The sequence below is a fragment of the Streptomyces chryseus genome (genome assembly GCF_014650755.1).
Taxonomy (GTDB): domain Bacteria; phylum Actinomycetota; class Actinomycetes; order Streptomycetales; family Streptomycetaceae; genus Streptomyces; species Streptomyces chryseus.
This window is the reverse complement of sequence record NZ_BMVO01000002.1, coordinates 1-21,075: the sequence shown is the minus strand read 5'-3', so window position 1 is coordinate 21,075 and position 21,075 is coordinate 1. Positions and strand designations below refer to the sequence as shown.

Here is a 21,075-nt window from a genome sequence, read left to right as displayed (position 1 = left end):
CGGGACCAAGAGCTCGTCGGAAATCCCCTGACCGCAAGTGCCCCATGGGGGCGAACGTGGCCGTTCGACTGGAGATTGCAACGTGGCCGGGCGCATCGAGGACTACGCACTTATCGGAGACATGCAGACAGCGGCGCTGGTCTGCAGGGACGGCACGATCGACTGGCTGTGCCTCCCCCGCTTCGACTCACACGCCATTTTCGCCGGGCTGCTCGGCACCGAGGAACACGGCTTCTGGCGCATCGGCCCGGCCCACGCGGCCGACGCGGGGCCCCCGGCCGCGGCCCGCCGCCGCTACCGCGGGGACTCCCTGATCCTCGAATCCGAGTGGGACACCCCGCGCGGGACCGTCAGGGTGACGGATTTCATGCCGCCGCGTGACGGCGCCCCCCAGGTGATCCGGATCGTCGAGGGTGTCAGCGGCCGGGTGCGGATGCGCTCCGCCCTGCGCATGCGTTTCAGTTACGGGCGCGTGGTGCCCTGGGTCCACAAGGTCGACACGCGCACGGTCGCCGTCGCGGGGCCCGACGCGGTGTGGCTCGACGCCGACACCGAGACGTACGGCAAGGACCTGACGACGTACTCCGACTTCACCGTCGCGCCCGGCGACCGGATCGCCTTCACCATCAGCTGGCAGCCCTCACACAAGGCGGAGCCGCCGCTGCCGGATCCCGAGGCCTCGCTGGAGGCGACGGCCGAGTTCTGGAGCGACTGGGTCGAGCAGTGCACGTACCACGGGCCCTACCGCGAGCCCGTCATCCGCTCGCTGATCACCCTGAAGGCGCTGACGTACGCCCCGACGGGCGGCATCGTCGCCGCGCCGACGACCTCGCTCCCCGAGGAGATCGGCGGCGTACGCAACTGGGACTACCGCTACACCTGGCTGCGCGACGCGGCGATCACCCTGTCGTCGCTGCTGCGCACCGGCTACCGCGAGGAGGCGCGCGCCTGGCGCGAGTGGCTGCTGCGGGCGGTCGCGGGCGACCCGGAGAACCTCCAGATCATGTACGGCATCGCGGGCGAGCGCGAGCTGGGCGAGGCGGAGCTGGACTGGCTGCCCGGCTACGAGAACTCGACGCCCGTACGGGTCGGGAACGGCGCGGCGCACCAGTTGCAGCTGGACGTGTACGGCGAGGTCACCGAGGCGCTGCACCTGGCCCACATGACGGGTCTGACGCGCAACGACTACGCCTCGCTGCTCCAGCTGAAGCTGATCCGCTACCTGGAGGACCACTGGGACCAGCCGGACGAGGGCATCTGGGAGGTGCGCGGCCCTCGCCGCCACTTCGTGCACTCCAAGGTGATGGCCTGGGTCGCCGTCGACCGGACGATCAAGCTGATCGAGATGGGTGACGCGGACGGCCCGGTGGAGAAATGGCGCGAGCTGCGCGACGAGATCCACCGCACGGTGTGCGAGAAGGGCTACGACCCGGAGCGCAACACCTTCACCCAGTCGTACGGCTCCAAGGAGCTGGACGCCTCCTTGCTCCTCATCCCGCAGGTGGGCTTCCTGCCGCCCGACGACAAGCGGGTCATCGGCACCATCGAGGCGATCCAGCGCGAGCTGTCCACGGAGGACGGTTTCGTACTGCGCTACCCGACCGCGGGGGACCACGCGGGCCTGGACGGTCTGGAGGGCGACGAGGGCGCGTTCCTGGCGTGCTCGTTCTGGCTCGCCGACGACCTGGCGATGATCGGGCGGGTCGACGAGGCGCGCAAGCTCTTCGAGAAGCTGCTGGGGCTGCGCAACGACCTGGGGCTGCTCGCCGAGGAGTGGGACTCCCGGCTGCAGCGCCAGGTCGGCAACTTCCCGCAGGCCTTCAGCCACGTGCCGCTGATCGACACGGCACTGCGGCTGACGGCGAGCGGCGCGTACGGCGGCTGACTAGAGCAGCTTGCCGATCACCTGGCGGGCGGCGCGTTCCCCTTCGGTCGCGCCGCCCTCCATGAAGCCCTGGAAGTCGTAGCTGCAGTGCTCGCCGCCGATGTGGACGTTCCCCTGCGGGGTGCCTTCGTAGCCGGCGTACCGGTGCAGATAGCCGACGGGCCAGTAGGAGTACGCGCCGAGGGCGTACGGGTCGCGGTGCCAGGCGGACAGCTGGGCCTTCCCGGTCCACGTTCTCGACGTTCCCGGGAAGAACGCGTCCACTTCCCGGGAACGGCGCGCGACGAGGTCCCGTACGTAGGGGTCCGACTCGGTGGCGAAGGGCGTGGCCGGGGCAAGCTCCCTGGCGAGCCGGCCGCTGCCGTACTGGATGAGGATGCCGCCGGTCCCGGGCTGGAGCTTGGTCGTGTCCCAGGTCTGCTGTACGTCGCTGTCGGTGAAGCAGTCGCCCGCCGACACCCCGGGCCAGGGGCCCGTGCCCCGCCACGGACGCGCCGAGAACTGCATGTTGAGCTTGGTGCAGTCGCCCATGCGGGCATCGCGCAGCAGGTTCGTCATGCGCGGGTCGAATCCCGCGGCGGACAGGTCGAGGCGCTGGAGAACGGGCAGCGGCACACACAGGACGGTGTGGTCCGCGGTGACGGTCGTGGTCGTTCCCCCGTCGCTGAAGGTAAGGGTCTGGGTGCCATTGGCGTTGGCCCTTACCGCGGTCAGCTGCTTGCCCATCCGGATCGTGCCCGCCGGCAGGGCCTGCGCGACGGCGCGCGGGAGCTGATCGTTGCCGCCGGTGATGTGGTACCGCTCGTTGGACAGCCCCCAGACGTTGAAGTGGCCCGGGTTCGGCTGGTAGCCCATCAGCAGCACCAGGGCGAGCGCCGACTGCTCGGACGTGTCGGCGCCGTACTCCACGGTGTAGGCGACGTCGATGAAGCGGCCGAGCGACGAGGAGTGGCCGCCGGGCACGCGCGAGTCGATCCACTGGCGGATCGACATGGTGTCGAGGACGGTCCCGGCCGGGGTGCTCTCGTCCCACTTCACCTCGCCCGCTTCCTGGAGGTCGCGGTGGAGGGCCTGGAAGACGTCCTTGAAGTCCTCGTCGGCCTGCTCGCGCGGGTAGTAGGCCCCGTTGAACCAGAGCACCTCCTCGGCGCCGTTCGGACCGCCGCCCAGGAAGTCCTCGGTCGCCAGGCCGAAGCGGCGGCACAGTTCGAGGATCTTCTTGTGGCTGGTGTCGATGAGCTCACCGCCGATCTCGGAGGTCTGCCCGTACGCCCAGTGGCCCCGCTGGGTCCACATGCGGCCGCCGACCCGGGCCGGGTTCGCCTCGTAGAGGGTGCAGCCGAGGCCCGCGTCCTTGAGGGTCAGCGCGGCGGTGAGGCCTGCTATGCCCGCGCCGACCACGGCGATCCTGGGCGCCGCCGCGCCCGCGGCGGCCATCCGCACCGGCGCGGCCTGGGCGGCGGGAACGGGACCGGCCAGGGCGGCGCCCAGGCCGAGGGCGGCGGCCCGGGCGAGCAGTTCACGGCGGCTGGAGCCGCGGATCTCGGCGGCGGGCATGCGCAGCCTGCGGGCGGCGGCGTGCTCGGCGGCGAGTTGTCGCAGTGCGTGCATGACGGGCGTACGGGACATGGGAGAGCTCCTCAGACGGTCGCGGCTGGCTGACTGGTCTGGCTGTCGTCGGTGCGCTCGGCCGCGTCCTCGAGGACAATCCGGCCGATGATCTCGTAGCGCTCGGGCTGCTTGGCCTTGAGGTACAAGCCGAGTCCCAGGCCGCCGAGGAAGACGAGGCCGACGATCCACGGGATCAGCTCGAAGAAGAGGGAGTCGGCGGCGAGCCCGGCCGCGGTCTCCATGTTGAGCACGAGCAGGACGACGACGGCGATCATGCCGATGCCGCCGAGGAGCGGAGCGGTGAAGGTCCGGAACCAGTGCCGGTCCTCCGGGTGGTTCTTCCGGAAGTAGCCGATCACCGCGAACGAGCAGAGCGTCTGGACGATGAGGATCGCCATCGTGCCGAGGATCGCCAGGAGCGTGTAGAGGTGGATGTACGGGTCCTCACCGGCCAGCCAGAAGGCGGCGACCAGGAGGGCGGCGATGGCGGACTGGACGTACGACGCGATGTACGGCGACCCGTGCGAGCGGTGCGTGCGGCCGAGGGCGGGGTGCAGGAAGCCCTCCCGGCCGATCGCGTACAGGTAGCGCGACGCGCACTGGTGGAAGGCCATGCCGCAGGCGAACGAGCCGGTGAGCAGCAGCCACTGGAACGCGTCGACGGCCCACGCCCCGATGAACGCCCGCGTCGGATCGAAGAAGAGATCGAGCGGGGAGGCCGAGGACGACACCTTGACCGAGCCGTCGAGGCCGTTGCCCGCGATCGTCATCCAGGAGACGTAGATGTAGAAGAGCCCGACGCCGACCACCGAGATGATCGTCGCGCGCGGGATGACGCGCTTCGGGTCGCGGGACTCCTCGCCGTACATCGCCGTCGACTCGAAGCCGACCCACGACCAGAAGGCGAAGAAGAGCCCGAGCCCCGCCGACGTTCCGGTGAAGGCGTTCACGGGGTTGATCGGTTCCGTGGGAATGCCGTCGGGGCCGCCGCCCGCGAGCAGGACCGCGGTGGCGACGGCGAAGAGGACCGCGATCTCGGCGACGAGCATGACGCCGAGGGCCTTGGCGGTGATGTTGATGTCGAAGTACGCGAGGACGCCGGTGACGGCGAGCATCCCGGCGGCGTACACGATCCACGGGATGTCGACGCCGAGCTGGTCGGCGACGGTCGTCCGGCCGAAGTAGGCGAAGATGCCGACGATCGACGCCTCGAAGACGATGTACGCGAGGACGGCGAGCATCCCGGACGCCATGCCGGCGATGCGGCCGAGGCCGTGCGAGATGTATCCGTAGAAGGCCCCGGCGGCGGTGATGCGCTTCGCCATGGCGACGTACCCGACCGAGAAGACGGTCAGGACGAGGGTCGCGAAGAGGTAGCCGGCGGGAGCGCCCGTCCCGTTGCCGAAGCCGACGGCGATGGGGAGGTTTCCGGTCATCGCGGTGATCGGCGCCGCGGTGGCGACCGCCATGAAGACCACACCGACCAGTCCCACCGAGTTCGCCTTGAGCCGCTGGACCTGACGTGCGGGTTTGTCAGACATGCCGCGCCCTCTCTGTTGTACGGGGGGCGACAGTCTTGGGCCGGGTGACGCAGACCACAATCGACACGGGGTCACTCAAAAGTGTTGCGAGGGCGACGAGTTGTCGGGCCGCCGGGCGGCGCGACTTGTCCCGTGACCGCAGGGTGATGTTCCTGGAACGGACACGCGGGTAGCGTCCATCGAATGCGGTGCCTTCCTGGGGCACCGCGGGAACGACGTCACGAGGTACATCGCAGTGGACACGCAAGGCGGCATCACCGTGCAGCGGGCGCTGGAGCTGCCGGGGCTGCGCGGCGGACTCCCCGAGGTCGTCGCCGGCGCCGACCGGCTGAACCGGACCGTGCGCTGGGTGCACGCGGGCGAGGTGCCGAACATCGCCTCGCTGCTCAAGGGCGGCGAGCTGCTCCTGACGACCGGCCTGGGCCTCGGTACCCGCCCCGCCGAGCAGCGTGCCTTCGTACGCCGCCTCGCGGACCGGGGCATCGCCGCCCTGGTCGTGGAGCTGGGCCCGCGCTTCAGCCGGCTGCCCTCGACGATAGTGGAGACCGCGCGGGCGGCCGGGCTGCCGCTCGTCCAGCTGCACCGCGAGGTGGCGTTCGTCTCGGTGACCGAAGAGGTCCACACGGAGATCGTCAACGGCCACTACACCCTGCTGCGGCGCGCCGAGGAGGTCCACCGGCGCTGTACGGAGGCACTCCTCGGCGGCGGCGGGATCCCCCAGGTCCTCGGCATCCTGGCGGACTTCACGGCCAACCCGGTCTTCCTGGAGACGGCGGACGGGCAGCTCCTGTACGCGGCGGGGCCCGAGTCGGGCGACGCGTGCGCCGATCCGCTCCAGGTGTGGGAGGGGCTGCGCGGCCAGCGGGAGGCCCGGGAGTCGGGTCCGCCCGCGAACGGTGTGCTGGTGGACGTGCCGGGCGGCGGCCACGGCACGGGAGCGGTACGGGCCAGAATCGCTCTCCTCGCGGTCTCGGGACCCCTCCTGCCGGTCCACCGGATCGCGGCGGAACGGGCGGCCGGAATCCTCGCGGTCGTCCTGATGCAGGCACGCCAGGAGGAGGAGCTCGCCGCGCGCGGCCGCGGCGACTTCCTGACCGACCTGGCGGAGGGCCGCATCTCCGCCGAGGACGCGCCGGCGCAGGCCAGGGTGCTCGGCTTCAAGCCGGGCGACGGCCCGCTGCTGCCCGTCGTGATGCGCCTGGCGGCCGAGCTGGAGCCGGCGGGCAACTGGGCGGTGCTGGCGCGGGCCGTCCTGGAGGAGCTGTCCTCGGTCGGCGTACCGGTGCTGCTGGGCGTACGACCCGTGGAGGGCCGCGTACCGCTGCTGCTGGGCCTGCGCTCGGAGTCGGAGCGCACGGCGGTCGCCGACCGGGTCGCGGCGGCGCTGCGCGCGGGCGTGGAACGGGCCGGGCTGGAACGGGCGGGGGCGCATCCTCCCGTGGTGGTCGTGGGCGTGGCAGGCGGCTGGACGGCGGCGTCGGCGGGCCTGCGCCACGCGGCCGAGACGGCGACGGCCGCCCAGGGCCTGTCCGACCGGCCCTGGTACGACGCGCGCCGCCTCGACATCGACCTGCTCCTGTGGCGCCTGCGCGAGCACCCGGACCTGGCGGCCTTCGTCGACCGGGCGATCGGTCCGCTGCGCGACCACGACCGGACGTCCCGCCCGCCCCTGCTGCCGACCCTCCAGACGTATCTGGCGCACGCCGGCCGCAAGGCCGAGACGGCCCGTGAGCTGCACCTGAACCGCCAGACCCTCTACAACCGGCTGGCCCGCATCTCCGAGCTCCTCGGCACGGACCTCGACGACCCGCAGACGGTCCTGGCCCTGAGCCTGGCCCTGCGCGCCCGCCGCCACACCACCTAGCCCGCCGCCGCACCACTCAGCCGGCCGCCACACCACCTGGCCGGCCCCCGGCCGGCCCGCTCTTCTCTCAGCCGGTCAGCTCGTCGTACACGCTCAGCACCTGCGCCACGGTCTCGTCCTCGGTCGGCCAGGTGGCCGCCTGCGCCCTGCCCGCCTCCGCGAGCCACTGCCGCCGCGCCGGATCTCCCAGCAGCCGTACGACGGCTTTCCCGAGCGCCGCGCTGTCCCCGTACGGAACCAGCTCGGCCGCGTCACCGACCAGCTCCGGCACTCCGCCCACCGCCGTGGCGACCAGCGGGATGCCCGCCCGCAGGGCCTCCTGCGCCAGTACGGACCGCCCCTCCCACCGGCTGGCGAGCACGGCGACGTCGGCGGCGGCGAGCAGCTCTCCGATGTCGTCACGCCGCCCGACGAGCCGCACCGGCAGCGACTCGGCCTCGATGCGCCGCTGCAGGGCGCCCCGCTCACCGCCCTCGCCGGCCACCACGAGCAGGGGGGTGGGAACCATGTCCCGCCAGGTCCGGGCGGCGTCGAGCAGGTCGTCGTACCCCCGGTTGCGTACGAGACTCCCGACGGCCATGACCAGCGGCCGGTCGACGGCCCCGAGGTCGGCCCGGGCCTTGCTCTCGCCGGCGTTCTCGGGCGGACGCGGCGCCGGCACGCTGACCGGCGCGAGCCGCGCGTCGCGCGCTCCCCTGGTACGGGCCCGGTCCACGAGGTCGGACGACGTCCCCAGCACCACGGCCGCCGCCCGCGCCGCCTTCCGCTCCAGCAGCCGCACCAGATGACCGCGCGGACCGTCGTCCTCCGCACGGGTGTGCCAGGTGACCACCAGCGGAATCCGCCGCCCCCGCAGCGCCAGCGCGCTCCGCACGGCGGCGTGCAGCCCGTGGGCGTGCACCAGATCGGCCCCGGCGCAGGCCGCGCGAAGCGCCGCCACGGCGGCGGGATCACTGCGCCGCGGCACGGCGACGAAACGCGCCCCGGAACCACCGAAGTCGTACGCGCCCTCCACCACGGCGGGGGCGCACACGGCCACCTGGAGACCCCGCGCGACGAGCCCGGCGGCCAGCGACCTGACGTGCGCGGTACTGCCCGCGCTGCCGCCGCCGAGGACCTGGACGACACTCAGCGGCGACCGACCGTACGGCGGGACCGGGGTGCTGCTCACGTCGCGGAGCTCCTGAGTCGGCGTCGAACGGAGGTGGTGCGTCGCTCAGGATGCCAGCCCGTACGCGCGTTCCGGCACCGCGAAAGGGTCCAACCGCTGGTCGCACCAGACCGTTATCACCCACACGGGTGAACAAGGAACGCGTACACACCCGAACGGGTGGCAAAGACCCACAGCCCGCCGGCCCCGCGCGGAGCTCACCGCCGCCGGCCCCGCGTGAGCTCACCCGCGAGCCCGCAGCGCACCAATCCCACGCGGAGCTCACACCCGCGGACCCCGCACGGATCCCCGCAGCCCACCAGCCCCCGCGCGAGCGCGGGGGCGCGGCTACGCCCCGCTGCGCGCGGCGGCCAGCAGCTCCTCCGCGTGCGCCCGGGCGGTCTGCGAGTCCTCCTGGCCCGCCAGCATCCGGGACAGCTCGCGCACCCGGTCCTCGCCCTCCAGCACGGTGACGCCACTCCGGGTGACCGACCCGTCGTTGGTCTTCTCCACCAGCAGTTGCCGGTCGGCGAAGGCAGCGACCTGCGGCAGGTGCGTCACCACGACGACCTGCGCCGACTTCGCCAGCTTCGCCAGCCGCCGCCCGACCTCGACCGCCGCCTTGCCGCCGACACCCGCGTCGACCTCGTCGAAGAGGTAGGTCGGCACCGGATCGGACCCGGCGAAGACCACCTCCACCGCGAGCATCACGCGGGAGAGCTCACCGCCGGAGGCGCCCTTGGCGATCGGCCGCGGCTGCGCGCCGGGGTGCGGCGCGAGCAGCAGTTCGACCTCGTCGGCCCCGGACGCCCCGTAGGCCACCGGCCGCCCGCCCACCTCGATCCCCTCGGGGTCGTCGGTCTGCCGGACGTCGATCGTGACCCGGGCGTGCGGCATGGCGAGCGAGGCCAGCTCCTCGGTGACCGCGTCGGCGAACTTCTTCGCCGCCCCGGTCCGCGCGTCGGTCAACGCCTGGGCCAGTGCGCCCAGTTCGTCCCGCAGGGCGTCCCGCTCGGCCGTCAGCTCGCCGATCCGGTCGTCGTCGCCCTCCAGCTCCGTCAGCCGCGCGACCCCGTCCTGGGCCCAGGCGAGCACGGCGCCGACGTCCTCGCCGTACTTGCGCGTGAGCTGGGTGAGCGCCGCCCTCCGCTCCTCCACGGCGGACAGCCGCAGCGGATCGGCGTCGAGGTTGTCGGCGTACCCGGCCAGCTCCCCCGCCACGTCGCCCAGCAGGATCCCGATCTCGCCGATCCGCTCGGCGAGCACGGCGAGCGCCGGATCGTGCGACCGTACGGCGTCCAGCGCCCGGTGGGCCCCGGCGACCAGCGTGGTCGCGTCGACGCTCTCCGGATCCTCGGGGTTCCCGGCGAGCGCTGCGTGCGCGACCGACGCCGCCGAGGCCAGTGCCTCGGCGTGTCCCAGCCGCTCCGCCTCGGCGGCGAGTTCGACGTCCTCGCCGGCGCGCGGTTCGACGGCCGCGATCTCGTCGAGCCCGAAACGCAGCAGGTCCGCCTCCTGGGCGCGCTCGCGCGCCCGCGTGGTCAGCTCGTCGAGTTCCACCGCGACCGCGCGCAGCCGCCGGTAGGCGGCCGCGTACTTCGCGTGCGGCACGGCGACGGCGTCACCCGCGTACCGGTCGAGCGCCTGCCGCTGCCGGGCCGGCCGCAGCAGGCCCTGCTGATCGGTCTGCCCGTGCACGGCGACGAGGTCGTCGGCCAGCTCCGCGAGGAGCCCCACCGGAACCGAGCGCCCGCCCACGTGGGCCCGCGAACGGCCCTCGGCCGAAATGGTCCTGCTGACCAGCAGCGCCCCGTCGTCGAGTTCGGCCCCGGCCTCCTGGGCGCGTACGGCGGCGGGCGCGTCGGCGGGCACGGTGATGCGCCCCTCGACGACCGCCGCCTTGGCCCCGATCCGCACGAGCGCGGGGTCGGCGCGCCCGCCGAGCAGCAGCCCGAGGCTGGTGACGACCATGGTCTTGCCCGCGCCGGTCTCACCCGTCACCGCGGTGAACCCCGGTGACAGCTCGACGACGGCGTCATCAATGACGCCCAGCGACCGTATCCGCATCTCCTCCAACACGGACACGACCTTACGAGGTCCCGGCCCCCCATTGCGACGGCCCCCGCACCGACACTCCCCCGCGGGCCCCGTCGCTCCCTCCCGATCCGCCGGGCGTGACGAGGAAAACCCCCACCAGGAACCGGGTGGGGGCTCCACGGGGCCCGCCCCCTTCGCCCTTCACCACGCGTTCAGGAGTTCGGGGGCGGGCGGGTCAGCTCCGCGGATGATCGGTGCGGTCTACATGTCGATACGCGCGTCGGCGCGGGGGGTGACGCGCCGCCGCGCGACCGTCACGGCGACGCGACGGCGCGAGCACCCGGCGGAGCAGACCCCCGTACCCCGAGGGCCCCGTACCCCGCACTCAGTGCGGCGCCCCCCGCCACCCCGACACGGGAAGGGCGAACTTGGCCACGAGCCGGTCGGTGAACGACGCGTGGTGCAGCCGCGCCAGCCGTACGGGCACCGCGCCCCTGCGCACCACCACGCGCGCACCGGAGGGCAGTTCCACGGTCCTGCGGCCGTCGCACCACAGCACGCCGTGCGGCGTGTGCGGCTGCACCTCGACGGCGAGCACCGAGTTCGGCGACGTCACCAGCGGCTTCGCGAACAGCGCGTGCGCGCTGATCGGCACCATCAGCAGCGCCTCCACCTCCGGCCAGACCACGGGCCCGCCGGCCGAGAAGGCGTACGCCGTGGAGCCGGTCGGGGTGGCGCAGACGATGCCGTCGCAGCCGAAGCCGGTCACCGGCCGCCCATCGATCTCCAGGACGACTTCGAGCATCCGCTCGGGCGAGACCTTCTGCACGGCGGCCTCGTTGAGCGCCCAGTCCTCGTGCACGATGTCGCCGTTGTTGTGCACCAGAACGTCGAGCGTCATGCGCTCCTCGACCTCGTACGCCCGCGTGACGACCCGGTCGACCACCTTGTCGAGGTCGTCGCGCTCCGCCTCCGCGAGGAAGCCGACGCGGCCCAGGTTGACTCCGAGCATCGGCACTCCGGAGGCGCGCGCGAACTCGGCACCGCGCAGCAGCGTCCCGTCGCCCCCGAGGACGATCAGCAGTTCGCAGCCGACGAGTACGGCGGGCGAGGCTTCGGCCACCGTCTCCACGGACGGTGGCAGCGGCAGGTCGGCCGCCTCCGCCGCCAGCACGCGTACGCCGATCCCACTGCGCAGCAGGCCCTGTACGACCAGTTCGGCACTGCGGATCGCCGCGGGGCGTCCGGTGTGCGCGAGCAGGAAGACAGTGCGTTCCGCTCCAGGGGTCTCGGCAGATCTGTCGGTCGTCGCTGTCGTCGTTGTCAACTCGGCCCCTCCGCCACTGCACGGTCAACATCCGCCGGGTCGAGCTCGGGAGCACCGGCCCGGAGCCACAGAAAGTACTCGACGTTCCCCGAAGGCCCGGGCAGCGGACTGGCGGTGACGCCCCGTACGCCCAGACCAAGCCCCCACGCCTGCCGCGCCACCGCACGTACCGTCTCCGCCCGGAGATCGGGGCTGCGTACGACGCCACCGCTGCCGAGGCGGTCCTTGCCCACCTCGAACTGCGGCTTCACCATCATCACGAGATCGGCGTCGGGCGCGGCGCACCGCACCAGCGCCGGGAGCACCAGCCCCAGGGGGATGAAGGACAGGTCACCGACGATCAGGTCGACCGCCTCCCCGTCAATCGTGTCGAGTGTCATTTCCCGCACGTTGGTACGGTCCTTGACTCTCACGCGTTCATCGGACTGCAAGGACCAGGCGAGCTGGCCGTACCCGACGTCGACGGCGACGACCTGCCGGGCCCCCGCGCGCAGCAGCACATCGGTGAACCCGCCCGTCGAGGCCCCGGCGTCGAGCGCCCGCCGCCCTTCGACCTTCAGCCCCAGCGGTACGAACGCCTCCAGCGCGCCGGCCAGCTTGTGGCCGCCCCGCGAGACGTAGTCCGGATCGCTGTCGTCCGCGAGCACCACGACGGCGGCGCTCGTCTCGACCTGTGTGGCGGCCTTGGTCGCGACGGCGCCGCCCACCTTCACCCGCCCTGCGGCGATCAGCTGGGTCGCGTGCTCCCGTGAGCGGGCGAGTTTCCGGCGGACCAGCTCGGCGTCGAGGCGTCGGCGCGCGACTCCTGCCACGATCGGTTCAGCTCCTGTTGTCGTACGAGGAAGGGGGCGCCGGAGGTCCCGGGCGTGCGTCCAGCGCGGTCAGCGCCTCACGCAGTCCCCGGTGTACATCCTCGTACACCTCGATGTGCCCGTCCGCCGGGAGGTGGTCGGCGTCGCCCAGCCGCTCCAGCAGCGCGTCGACGCCCTCGTGCCCGGTGGGCGTGCGCTCCACGCCGAGAGGCACCGGGCCGGCGGCCACCGCCGCCGCGTCGTCGTCGCCGTACCGGGCGTGATCGGTGTGCGCGCCACTCACGCCGCTGCCGGGGCGGGGGGCGTCCTCGACCTCGTGGTTCATGCCCCGACGCTACCCCGAAGCCCTGGGGTACCGTCGATCCGATGGCAACGACGGAGGAGTGCCGCGGCGCACTCGACACACTTTCGGACAACCTGGCCCGGGCCGACGACGACGGCGTACGCAGCGCCGCCGCGCTCGACCGCTCCCTGAGCTGTCACATCACGGACCTGGACGTCACCTTCACCGGCCGCCTCGCGGACGGCCGGATCGACGTACGGGACACCCACGACGGGCCGCCGCGCGAGCGCGCCGAGATCCGCCTGGCCATGACCGGCGACGACCTGGTGGCCATGGTCGGCGGCGAGCTGAACCTCGCCAGGGCCTGGGCCTCGGGCCGGGTCCGGCTGGAGGCCGGGTTCCGCGACCTGATCCGGCTCAGGAAGCTGCTGTAGCCGGCGCGGCCACGGCCCGGCCGCGCGCCTGCCGCGCCGCCGGCACCACCAGCGGCGTCCCCGTCTCCGGATCGTCGATGACCTGACAGCGCAGCCCGAAGACCCGCTCCACCAGCTCCGCGGTGACCACCTCGGCCGGCGGCCCCTGCGCCACGACCTCGCCGTCCCGCATGGCGATCAGGTGCGTGGCGTACCGCGCGGCGTGGTTCAGGTCGTGCAGTACGGCGACCAGGGTGCGGCCCCGCGTCTCGTGCAGTTCCGCGCACAGGTCGAGCACGTCGATCTGGTGCTGGATGTCGAGGAAGGTCGTCGGCTCGTCGAGCAGCAGCAGCGGCGTCTGCTGGGCCAGGGCCATCGCGATCCACACCCGCTGGCGCTGCCCGCCGGACAGCTCGTCGACGTACCGGTCGGCCAGCTCGCCGACGCCCGTGGACCGCATCGACTCCTCGACGATCCGCTCGTCCTGCGGCGACCACTGCCGCAGCAGCCCCTGGTGCGGGTAGCGGCCGCGCGCCACCAGGTCGGCGACGGTGATCCCGTCGGGCGCGATGGACGACTGCGGCAGCAGCCCCAGGGTCTTGGCGACCTTCTTCGCCGGCATGGAGCCGATGGCGTGCCCGTCCAGGAGCACCCGCCCCTGCGTGGGCTTGAGCATCCGTGAGAGGGCGCGCAGCAGCGTGGACTTGCCGCAGGCGTTCGGTCCGACGATGACCGTGAACGAGTGGTCGGGTATCCCGACGGAGAGGTCTTCGGCGATGACCCGCTGGTCGTACGCGAGGGTCACGGACTCCGCGCTGAGGCGCTGACGCTGCACTGGCATGCTCCTGGGGTTCTTCTCGGTCGTCATATACGTCCCGCCTTGCGCTCGGTGACCAGCAGCCACAGCAGGTAGCAGCCGCCGAGCACGCCGGTCACCACACCCACCGGCAGCTGGGTGCCGCCGAGGGCCTGCTGGGCGACCCAGTCGGCGACCACCAGGAGGGTGGCGCCCATGCACACCGAGGCGCCGAGGTTGGCGCCCGGCGACCGCGTCAGCCTGCGGGCGAGCTGCGGCGCGCTCAGCGCCACGAACGCGATGGGCCCGGCGGCGGCCGTGGCCACGGCGATGAGCAGGACGGCGGACAGCATCAGCACGAGCCGGGCGCGTTCGACGCTCACTCCCAGGGCGTACGCCGCGTCGTCGCCCATCTCCATCATGCGCAGCGACCGCCCGTGCCCCAGTACCAGCGGGATCAGTACGGCGCACACACCGAGCAGCGGCCACGCCTGCTCCCAGCCGCGTCCGTCGAGCGAGCCCGTCATCCACACCGTCGCCCGGGTGGCGTCGACGATGCTGGCCTTGGTGATCAGGTAGTGGTTGAGCGCCGTCAGCATGGCGGCCGCGCCGATGCCGACGAGGACCAGCCGGAAGCCGTGCACGCCCCGCTTCCACGCGAGGAAGTAGACGGCGGCTCCCGTCAGGAGGCAGCCGACGAGCGCGCCACCCGTCACCGCGAGCGCGTTGCCCTTGAACAGCACGATCACGGTCAGCGCGCCGGCCGTGGCGCCCTGCCCGAAACCGATCACGTCCGGACTTCCCAGCGGGTTGCGGGAGATGGACTGGAAGACGGCGCCGGAGGCCCCGAGCGCCGCACCGACGAGCAGCGCGACGACGGCCCGCGGCATCCGCAGCTCGGTCACGATGAACTCCTGCGACGCCGTGCCGTTGCCGAGGAGCGTACGTACGACGTCGCCCGGTGACATCGGGAAGTCGCCACTGCCGATGAGCACGACCCCCATGCCCACCGCCGCGGCGGTGAGCAGCAGCGTGGCGAGGAGCGCCCTCGGCTCGATCCGGAAGGAGAGCCCGCCGCCGGTGCGTATCGCGCGCGAGGTCCGGGTCCTGGACGGGTTCCGGGGCCGCGAAGGAGAGGTAACAGTCACAGTTGAGCCATCTTCCGGCGGCGTACGAGATGGATGAAGACGGGTCCGCCGACGAGCGCGGTCACGATGCCGACCTGCAGTTCGGACGGCCGGGCCACGACCCGCCCGATGACGTCGGAGCCCAGCAGCAGCACCGGCGCCAGCACGGCGGCGTACGGCAGGATCCAGCGCATGTCGGGTCCCGTGAGGGTCCGCACCAGGTGCGGGACCATCAGCCCGATGAAGACGATCGGCCCGCAGGCGGCGGTCGCGGCGCCGCACAGCAGTGTCACGGCGACCATGGCGAGCACGCGCGTACGGGTGAGATGAGCGCCCAGCGCCCGCGCCGTGTCGTCGCCCATCTCCATGGCGTTGAGCGGCCGGGCGATCAGCAGGGCGAGCACCACACCTGCGGCGATGAACGGCCAGACCTTGCCGATGATCTCCATGTCGGCGGAGGCCAGCGAGCCGACGGTCCAGAACCGGATCTGCTCCAGCGCCGCCGAGTCCATCAGCTGTACGGCGTTGACGTAGCCGTAGAGCGCGGCGGTCGCGGCAGTGCCGGCGAGCGCCAGCCGTACGGGGGTCGCGCCCCGGCTGCCCCCCAGGACGTAGACGAGCACCGAGACGACGCCCGCGCCGACGAACGAGAACCAGACGTATCCGGTCAGCGAGGTGATGCCGAAGAAGCTGATGGCGGACACGACGGCGGCCGCCGCGCCGGCGTTCACACCGAGGATGCCCGGTTCGGCGAGCGGGTTGCGGGTGAGCCCCTGCATGACGGCGCCGGAGAGCCCGAGCGCCACCCCGACGAGCACGCCCAGGATGGTGCGGGGCACCCGTACGTCCTGGACGATCACGTCGTTGCCCGTCCCCGTGGCCTGGAACAGGCCGTGCCACACGTCGCCCGGCGCGAGCGGCTTGGCGCCGATCGCGATGCTCGCGACGACGACCAGCAACAGGACGCCGACGGAGACGAACAGCCCCACGGCGCGCACGGCGTTGCGTCTGGGGGACGCGGGGGCCGGAGGGGCCTGCACCGCGCTCTGCTTGGGGGAACTCTCGACCAACACGCAGTTAGGTTAGCCTACCCTCGCATTACGACCAACGGACGCGGCACCCCCGCCGGCCTCCCACGACGCCGAGCGGCGACGGCGCCCCGCGGCACTCTGCCGCCACGCCGTGCCGACGACCCCGTGCCGCGACGCCGTGAGGTCAAAGCCCCACCCGCTCCAGCGCCTTCCCCGCGTCCAGCTCGCACGTCCCGTCCCCCGCGTACGTCCAGGCCGCCGCGCACAGCGCCCGCAGCCCGTCCATCGCCGCGCCCTCGCCGTCGGCCACCAGCTCCCCGTCCCGCACGGCAGCGGTCCAGCCACCGCACGCGAACCCGCCGTCGCGCCCGGCCACTTCCGGCTGCCCGGTGAGCAAGCCCCGCAGATCCGCGTCCACATACGTCGGCCGGTACTTCGGCGCCGCCGCCAGCAGCTGCGCGGCGTCCGTCACCCCGGTGAGGACGAGCAGCGAGTCCACGCCGCCGACGTTCGCCCCCTCGATGTCCGTGTCCAGCCGGTCCCCGACCACCAGCGGCCGCTCGGCGCCGGTGCGCAGGATCGTCTCCCGGTGCATCGGCGGCAGCGGCTTGCCCGCCACCTGCGGCTCGGCGCCCGTGGCGATCCGCACGACCTCCACCGCCGCGCCGTTGCCCGGCGCGATCCCCCGCGCGCTGGGAATCGTCAGGTCGGTGTTGGAGGCGAACCACGGCAACCCCCGCGCGACGGCGTACGACGCCTCCGCGAACCGGCCCCACGCCAGATCGGGCCCGCCGTACCCCTGTACCACGGCCACCGGATCGTCCTCCGCCGACTCCACGGGCACCAGCCCGCGCTCGCGCAGCGCGACCCGCAGCCCGTCGCCGCCCACCACCAACACCCGGGCCCCGGCGGGCACCTGATCGGCGATCAGCCGCGCGACCGCCTGCGCCGAGGTGATGACGTCGGAGGCCTCCGCCGGCACTCCGAGCTCCGTCAGGTGCTCGGCGACCGCGTCGGGCGTCCGCAACGCGTTGTTCGTCACATACGCGAGGTGCATCCCGCCCTCGCGGGCCACCCCGAGCGCGTCCACGGCGTGCGCGACGGCCACGCCGCCCGCGTACACCACCCCGTCGAGATCCAGCAGAGCCGTGTCGTACGCCTCCCTCAGCGCACGCGCGCTCGTGTCGGGCCGGGTCCTGGTCCGCTGGCTCATTCCGTATCGCTCCTAGATCCTCGCTCGTCCCCCGATCATCGCTCATCGGACGACCCCACTTACGATGCACCAATGAGTACACCTGGTCGGCCCGAGGAGGACCACGGCCTGCGCCTGGCCCCGTTCCGTGGACTGCGCTACGTCCCCGAGCGAGTGAGCAGCCTGGCCGCTGTCACGTCCCCGCCGTACGACGTGGTCGTACGGCCCGACGGCCTCCACCACCTGGAGTCGGCCGACCCGTACAACATCGTCCGCCTGATCCTCCCGCAGGCCGCCACCCCGGCCGTCCGCAACCAGCAGGCCGCCGACACCCTGCGCCGCTGGCTGTCCGAAGGCGTGCTCGCCCCGGACCCGGAGCCGGCCCTGTACGTGTACGAGCAGCGCAGCGGCGACCTCCTCCAGCGCGGCCTGATCGGTGCCCTCACCCTCTCCCCGCCCGCCGACGGCGTCGTCCTCCCCCATGAGGACGTCATGCCGCACGTCGTCGCCGACCGCGCCGCCCTGATGCGCGCCACCGCCACGAACCTCGAACCGCTCCTGCTGACGTACCGCGGCGGCGGCGCCGAGACCGGCGCGAGCGCCGTCATCGAGCGCACCATCCTGCGCCCGCCGCTCCTGGCCACCACGACGGAGGACGGTTTCAGCCATCGCCTGTGGTCCGTCACGGACCCCGCCGAGCTGGCCGAGGCCACGGCCGACCTGTCCCACCACCAGGCGCTCATCGCCGACGGCCACCACCGCTGGGCGACGTACCTCCGCCTCCAGGCGGAACACCCGGCCGACGGCCCCTGGGACTCCGGCCTCGTCCTTCTCATCGACACGGCCCGCTACCCGCTCCAGGTCCGTGCCATCCACCGCCTGCTGCACCGCCTCCCCGTCGCCGACGCCCTGGCGGCCGTCGCGGACACCTTCCGCGTCCGCGAGGTCCCGGGCCCGCTCCCCCGTGCCCTGGACGCCCTGGCCGACGCGGCCGGCGCCGGCAACGCGTTCCTGCTGGCCGGCGACGGCGGCTTCCACCTCGTCGACCGCCCCGACGAGGCCCTGCTGTCCCGTACGATTCCGTCCGGCCGCCCCGAGGCCTGGCGCACCCTGGACGCGACGGTCCTGCACGCGGCCCTCCTGGACCATGTGTGGTCGATCCCCGACGCCCCCGAGCACATCGCGTACATCCACGGCACCGAGGCAGCCGTCACCCAGGCGGAGCGCCACGGCGGCACGGCCGTCCTGATGCACCCGGTACGCGAAGAGGTCGTCCGGGACCTGGCCCGTCAGGGCGTCACCATGCCCCGCAAGTCCACCTCGTTCGGCCCGAAGCCGGCGACGGGCCTGGTCCTGCGCAGCCTCGACGTGAGCTGAGCCGACCCCGAACGCGAAAGGGCGGCACCCCGGTGGGGTGCCGCCCTTTCACACATACGGACTCAGTCAGTCCTTCTCGCCCTCAGCCGCGGAGTCACCGTCGGCCTCGGCGGCGTCAGAACCGGAGTCGGAGTCGTCCGTCACGACGGTCTGAGCCTCCACAGGGGCCTGCCCGGACTCCTCGCCGTCCTCGTCGAGAGCGTCGACGAAGTCGACGCCGTCGAGCTGGGCCAGCCGGTCCGAAGCGTCCGTCAGCCCGTCCTTGTCGGCCTCGATCGCCTTGGCGAACCACTCACGCGCCTCGGCTTCCCGCCCGGTGGTCAGCAGCGCGTCGGCGTACGCGTACCGAAGCCGCGCGGTCCACGGCTGCACCGAGTTCGAAGCCAGCTCGGGGCCCTGGAGGGTCACGATGGCCGCGTCGATCTGCCCCATGTCCCGGCGGGCGCCGGCCGCGACCATGCGCATCTCGACCTGGCCCGCCTTGTCGAGCTTCTGCACCTCGGGCTCACCGGCCATCGCCATCGCCCGCTCCGGCCGCCCGAGCCCGCGCTCGCAGTCCGCCATGACGGGCCACAACTCGACGCTTCCGGTCATACGGCGGGCGGCGCGGAACTCCGCGAGCGCCTCCGTGTACCGCTGCGTCGCGTACGCCGCGAAGCCCGCGGCCTCCCGTACGGCGGCCACGCGCGAGGCGAGCCTCAGCGCGATGCGCGAGTAGGCGTAGGCCTCCTCGGGGTCGTCGTCGATGAGGTTGGCGACCATGACGAGGTTCTTGGCGACGTCCTCGGCCAGCGTCTTCGGCAGGCTCTGGAGCTCCTGGCGCACGTCCTTGTCGATCTCGTGGCCCGTGACGTCCTCGGGGATGGGGAGCCGCTTGACGGGCTCACGCTCCCGGTCGTCACGCTGCCCGCGGTAACCGTCACGGTCGTCCCGACGCGGCGCACGGTCGTCCCGGCGGGGCCCACGGTCGTCACGCCCGCCCCGGAACCCGCCACCACGCTCGTCATCACGACGCGGCCCCCTGGACCGGTCGTCACGCGGGAACGAAGCCCCCCGCTCGTCGTCACGCCGCTGGTAACCCCCACCTGCCGGCCGGTCATCACGACGCTGGAACCCACCACCACTGGGGCGGTCGTCGTCGCGACGCGGCGCACGCTCGTCACGCCCGCCACGGAACCCGCCACCGCCACCACTGGGGCGGTCATCACGACGCTGGAACCCACCACCACTCGGACGCTCGTCACGACGCTGGTAACCGCCACCACCGCTCGGGCGGTCATCGCGACGCTGGTAACCGCCACCACCGCTCGGACGGTCATCGCGACGCTGGTAACCGCCACCACCGCTCGGGCGGTCATCGCGACGCTGGTAACCGCCACCACCGCTCGGACGGTCATCGCGACGCTGGTAACCGCCACCACCGCTCGGACGGTCGTCCCGACGCGGCGCACGGTCGTCACGCCCGCCACGGAACCCGCCACCACGCTCGTCATCACGACGCGGCCCACTGCTGGGACGGTCATCACGACGCTGGAACCCACCACCACTCGGACGCTCGTCACGACGCTGGTAACCGCCACCACCACTGGGGCGGTCATCACGACGCTGGAACCCACCGCCACTGGGGCGGTCGTCGTCGCGACGCGGCGCATGGTCGTCACGACCGCCACGGAACCCGCCACCGCCACCACTGGGGCGGTCGTCGCGGCGCTGGAACCCACCACCGCTCGGACGGTCGTCCCGACGCGGCGCACGGTCGTCACGACCGCCACGGAACCCGCCACCACGCTCGTCATCACGACGCGGCCCACTGCTGGGACGGTCATCGCGGCGCTGGAACCCGCCACCACTGGGGCGGTCATCGCGGCGCTGGTAACCGCCGCCACCACTCGGACGGTCATCGCGACGCTGGAACCCGCCACCACCGCCTGCGGGGCGGCCGCCCCGGTTGTCGTCGCGGCGAGGGCCGCTGCTCGGCCGGTCGTCGCGACGCTGGAAGCCACCACCACCACCGCTGGGACGCCCGCCTCGGTCGTCATCACGGCGCGGCCCGCTGGGGCGGTCGTCACGACCACCGCGGTATCCGCCGCCGGTGGGGCGGTCGTCACGACGGAACCCACCGCGATCGTTGTCCCGGCGCGGCGCACGGTCGTCACGACCGCCGCGGTATCCGCCCCTGTCATCGCCGTCTCGCCGGCGCGGCTCGCGCTCCGGACGATCGTCGGAAGAGTTGGTGGACATCGGTTGGCTCCTGTCTTGGGGTAACGCAGTCATTCTCGCGCAGTCGGCCATCCGACGCGCTTCGGGAAAAACAAAAAGGACCCTTGGTCCAGCATGAACGCTGGACCAAGGGTCCTGAAAGATTGTTCGGCGGTGTCCTACTCTCCCACAGGGTCCCCCCTGCAGTACCATCGGCGCTGAAAGGCTTAGCTTCCGGGTTCGGAATGTAACCGGGCGTTTCCCTAACGCTATGACCACCGAAACCCTATCGGGCTTAGCGAACAAGCACACTCTTCAATTAAGTAAGTGGATCTGTTCAACCGGTGCGATAACTGTTCGCAACCCGGGAACAACACAGTGGACGCGAGCAACTGAGGACAAGCCCTCGGCCTATTAGTACCAGTCAGCT

At 72.6% G+C, this 21,075-nt stretch carries 17 protein-coding genes and 1 rRNA gene; 5 read left to right on the top strand and 13 right to left on the bottom strand.

The window, feature by feature from the left end:
- The first annotated feature begins 82 nt into the window (after positions 1-82).
- Positions 83-1,885, top strand: coding sequence for a glycoside hydrolase family 15 protein (locus IE185_RS04700; protein ID WP_138897101.1), 1,803 nt, complete (start codon positions 83-85; stop codon positions 1,883-1,885).
- Here the strand turns inward: IE185_RS04700 and IE185_RS04695 are convergent, their stop codons facing one another.
- Both IE185_RS04695 and IE185_RS04690 read right to left on the bottom strand, forming a co-directional pair.
- A complete protein-coding gene (locus IE185_RS04695; RefSeq protein WP_138897102.1) occupies positions 1,886-3,514 on the bottom strand; it encodes a flavin monoamine oxidase family protein in 1,629 nt (542 codons plus the stop codon). It abuts the gene before it with no gap.
- Positions 3,515-3,525: 11 nt separating this feature from the next.
- Entirely contained in the window at positions 3,526-5,037 is a 1,512-nt protein-coding gene (locus IE185_RS04690; RefSeq protein WP_138897103.1) for an APC family permease, read from the bottom strand.
- A gap of 235 nt (positions 5,038-5,272) precedes the next feature.
- Here IE185_RS04690 and IE185_RS04685 point away from each other — a divergent pair, with 235 nt between their 5' ends.
- Complete coding sequence (locus IE185_RS04685; protein WP_189714682.1) at positions 5,273-6,901, top strand: PucR family transcriptional regulator; 1,629 nt, start codon at positions 5,273-5,275, stop codon at positions 6,899-6,901.
- A gap of 67 nt (positions 6,902-6,968) precedes the next feature.
- Here IE185_RS04685 and IE185_RS04680 read toward each other — a convergent pair whose 3' ends face one another.
- From IE185_RS04680 to IE185_RS04660, 5 genes are all read right to left on the bottom strand, one after another.
- Complete coding sequence (locus IE185_RS04680; protein WP_138898824.1) at positions 6,969-8,072, bottom strand: glycosyltransferase family 4 protein; 1,104 nt, start codon at positions 8,070-8,072, stop codon at positions 6,969-6,971.
- A gap of 327 nt (positions 8,073-8,399) precedes the next feature.
- Positions 8,400-10,118: a DNA repair protein RecN gene (gene recN / locus IE185_RS04675; RefSeq protein ID WP_138898825.1), complete on the bottom strand. Its 1,719-nt coding sequence runs from the start codon at positions 10,116-10,118 to the stop codon at positions 8,400-8,402.
- A 355-nt stretch (positions 10,119-10,473) separates the two neighbouring features.
- Complete coding sequence (locus IE185_RS04670; RefSeq protein WP_138908782.1) at positions 10,474-11,415, bottom strand: NAD kinase; 942 nt, start codon at positions 11,413-11,415, stop codon at positions 10,474-10,476.
- Positions 11,412-12,227: a TlyA family RNA methyltransferase gene (locus tag IE185_RS04665; protein ID WP_138898169.1), complete on the bottom strand. Its 816-nt coding sequence runs from the start codon at positions 12,225-12,227 to the stop codon at positions 11,412-11,414. The genes IE185_RS04670 and IE185_RS04665 overlap by 4 nt, the downstream gene beginning before the upstream one ends.
- Positions 12,228-12,234: 7 nt before the next feature.
- Entirely contained in the window at positions 12,235-12,552 is a 318-nt protein-coding gene (locus IE185_RS04660) for a hypothetical protein (RefSeq protein WP_229843355.1), read from the bottom strand.
- 41 nt (positions 12,553-12,593) lie between these two features.
- Between IE185_RS04660 and IE185_RS04655 the strand changes: the two genes are divergently transcribed.
- Positions 12,594-12,944, top strand: a complete 351-nt coding sequence (locus IE185_RS04655) for an SCP2 sterol-binding domain-containing protein (RefSeq protein ID WP_138898168.1) — start codon at positions 12,594-12,596, stop codon at positions 12,942-12,944.
- Here IE185_RS04655 and IE185_RS04650 read toward each other — a convergent pair.
- From IE185_RS04650 to IE185_RS04635, 4 genes are all read right to left on the bottom strand, one after another.
- Positions 12,928-13,764 (bottom strand): ABC transporter ATP-binding protein, encoded by an 837-nt coding sequence (locus IE185_RS04650; protein ID WP_189714680.1) that lies wholly within the window; start codon positions 13,762-13,764, stop codon positions 12,928-12,930. The two genes, IE185_RS04655 and IE185_RS04650, sit on opposite strands and share 17 nt — an antisense overlap.
- A 23-nt stretch (positions 13,765-13,787) precedes the next feature.
- Positions 13,788-14,867: a FecCD family ABC transporter permease gene (locus IE185_RS04645; protein WP_170198389.1), complete on the bottom strand. Its 1,080-nt coding sequence runs from the start codon at positions 14,865-14,867 to the stop codon at positions 13,788-13,790.
- Entirely contained in the window at positions 14,864-15,919 is a 1,056-nt protein-coding gene (locus tag IE185_RS04640; RefSeq protein WP_373303687.1) for a FecCD family ABC transporter permease, read from the bottom strand. The genes IE185_RS04645 and IE185_RS04640 overlap by 4 nt, the downstream gene beginning before the upstream one ends.
- A gap of 142 nt (positions 15,920-16,061) precedes the next feature.
- Positions 16,062-17,090 carry an HAD hydrolase-like protein gene (locus IE185_RS04635; protein WP_189714678.1) on the bottom strand — a complete coding sequence of 343 codons (1,029 nt, stop codon included), beginning with the start codon at positions 17,088-17,090 and terminating at the stop codon, positions 16,062-16,064.
- 72 nt (positions 17,091-17,162) lie between these two features.
- Between IE185_RS04635 and IE185_RS04630 the strand changes: the two genes are divergently transcribed.
- Positions 17,163-18,446, top strand: coding sequence for a DUF1015 family protein (locus IE185_RS04630; protein WP_138898526.1), 1,284 nt, complete (start codon positions 17,163-17,165; stop codon positions 18,444-18,446).
- A 66-nt stretch (positions 18,447-18,512) separates the two neighbouring features.
- Here the strand turns inward: IE185_RS04630 and IE185_RS32910 are convergent, their stop codons facing one another.
- Positions 18,513-19,271 (bottom strand): tetratricopeptide repeat protein, encoded by a 759-nt coding sequence (locus IE185_RS32910; RefSeq protein ID WP_194552808.1) that lies wholly within the window; start codon positions 19,269-19,271, stop codon positions 18,513-18,515.
- 15 nt (positions 19,272-19,286) lie between these two features.
- Between IE185_RS32910 and IE185_RS33945 the strand changes: the two genes are divergently transcribed.
- On the top strand, positions 19,287-20,711 hold the full coding sequence (locus IE185_RS33945) for a hypothetical protein (protein WP_194552806.1): 1,425 nt from the start codon (positions 19,287-19,289) through the stop codon (positions 20,709-20,711).
- A gap of 100 nt (positions 20,712-20,811) precedes the next feature.
- Here IE185_RS33945 and rrf read toward each other — a convergent pair.
- A 5S ribosomal RNA gene (gene rrf / locus IE185_RS04620) occupies positions 20,812-20,928 on the bottom strand.
- Positions 20,929-21,075: the final 147 nt, after the last annotated feature.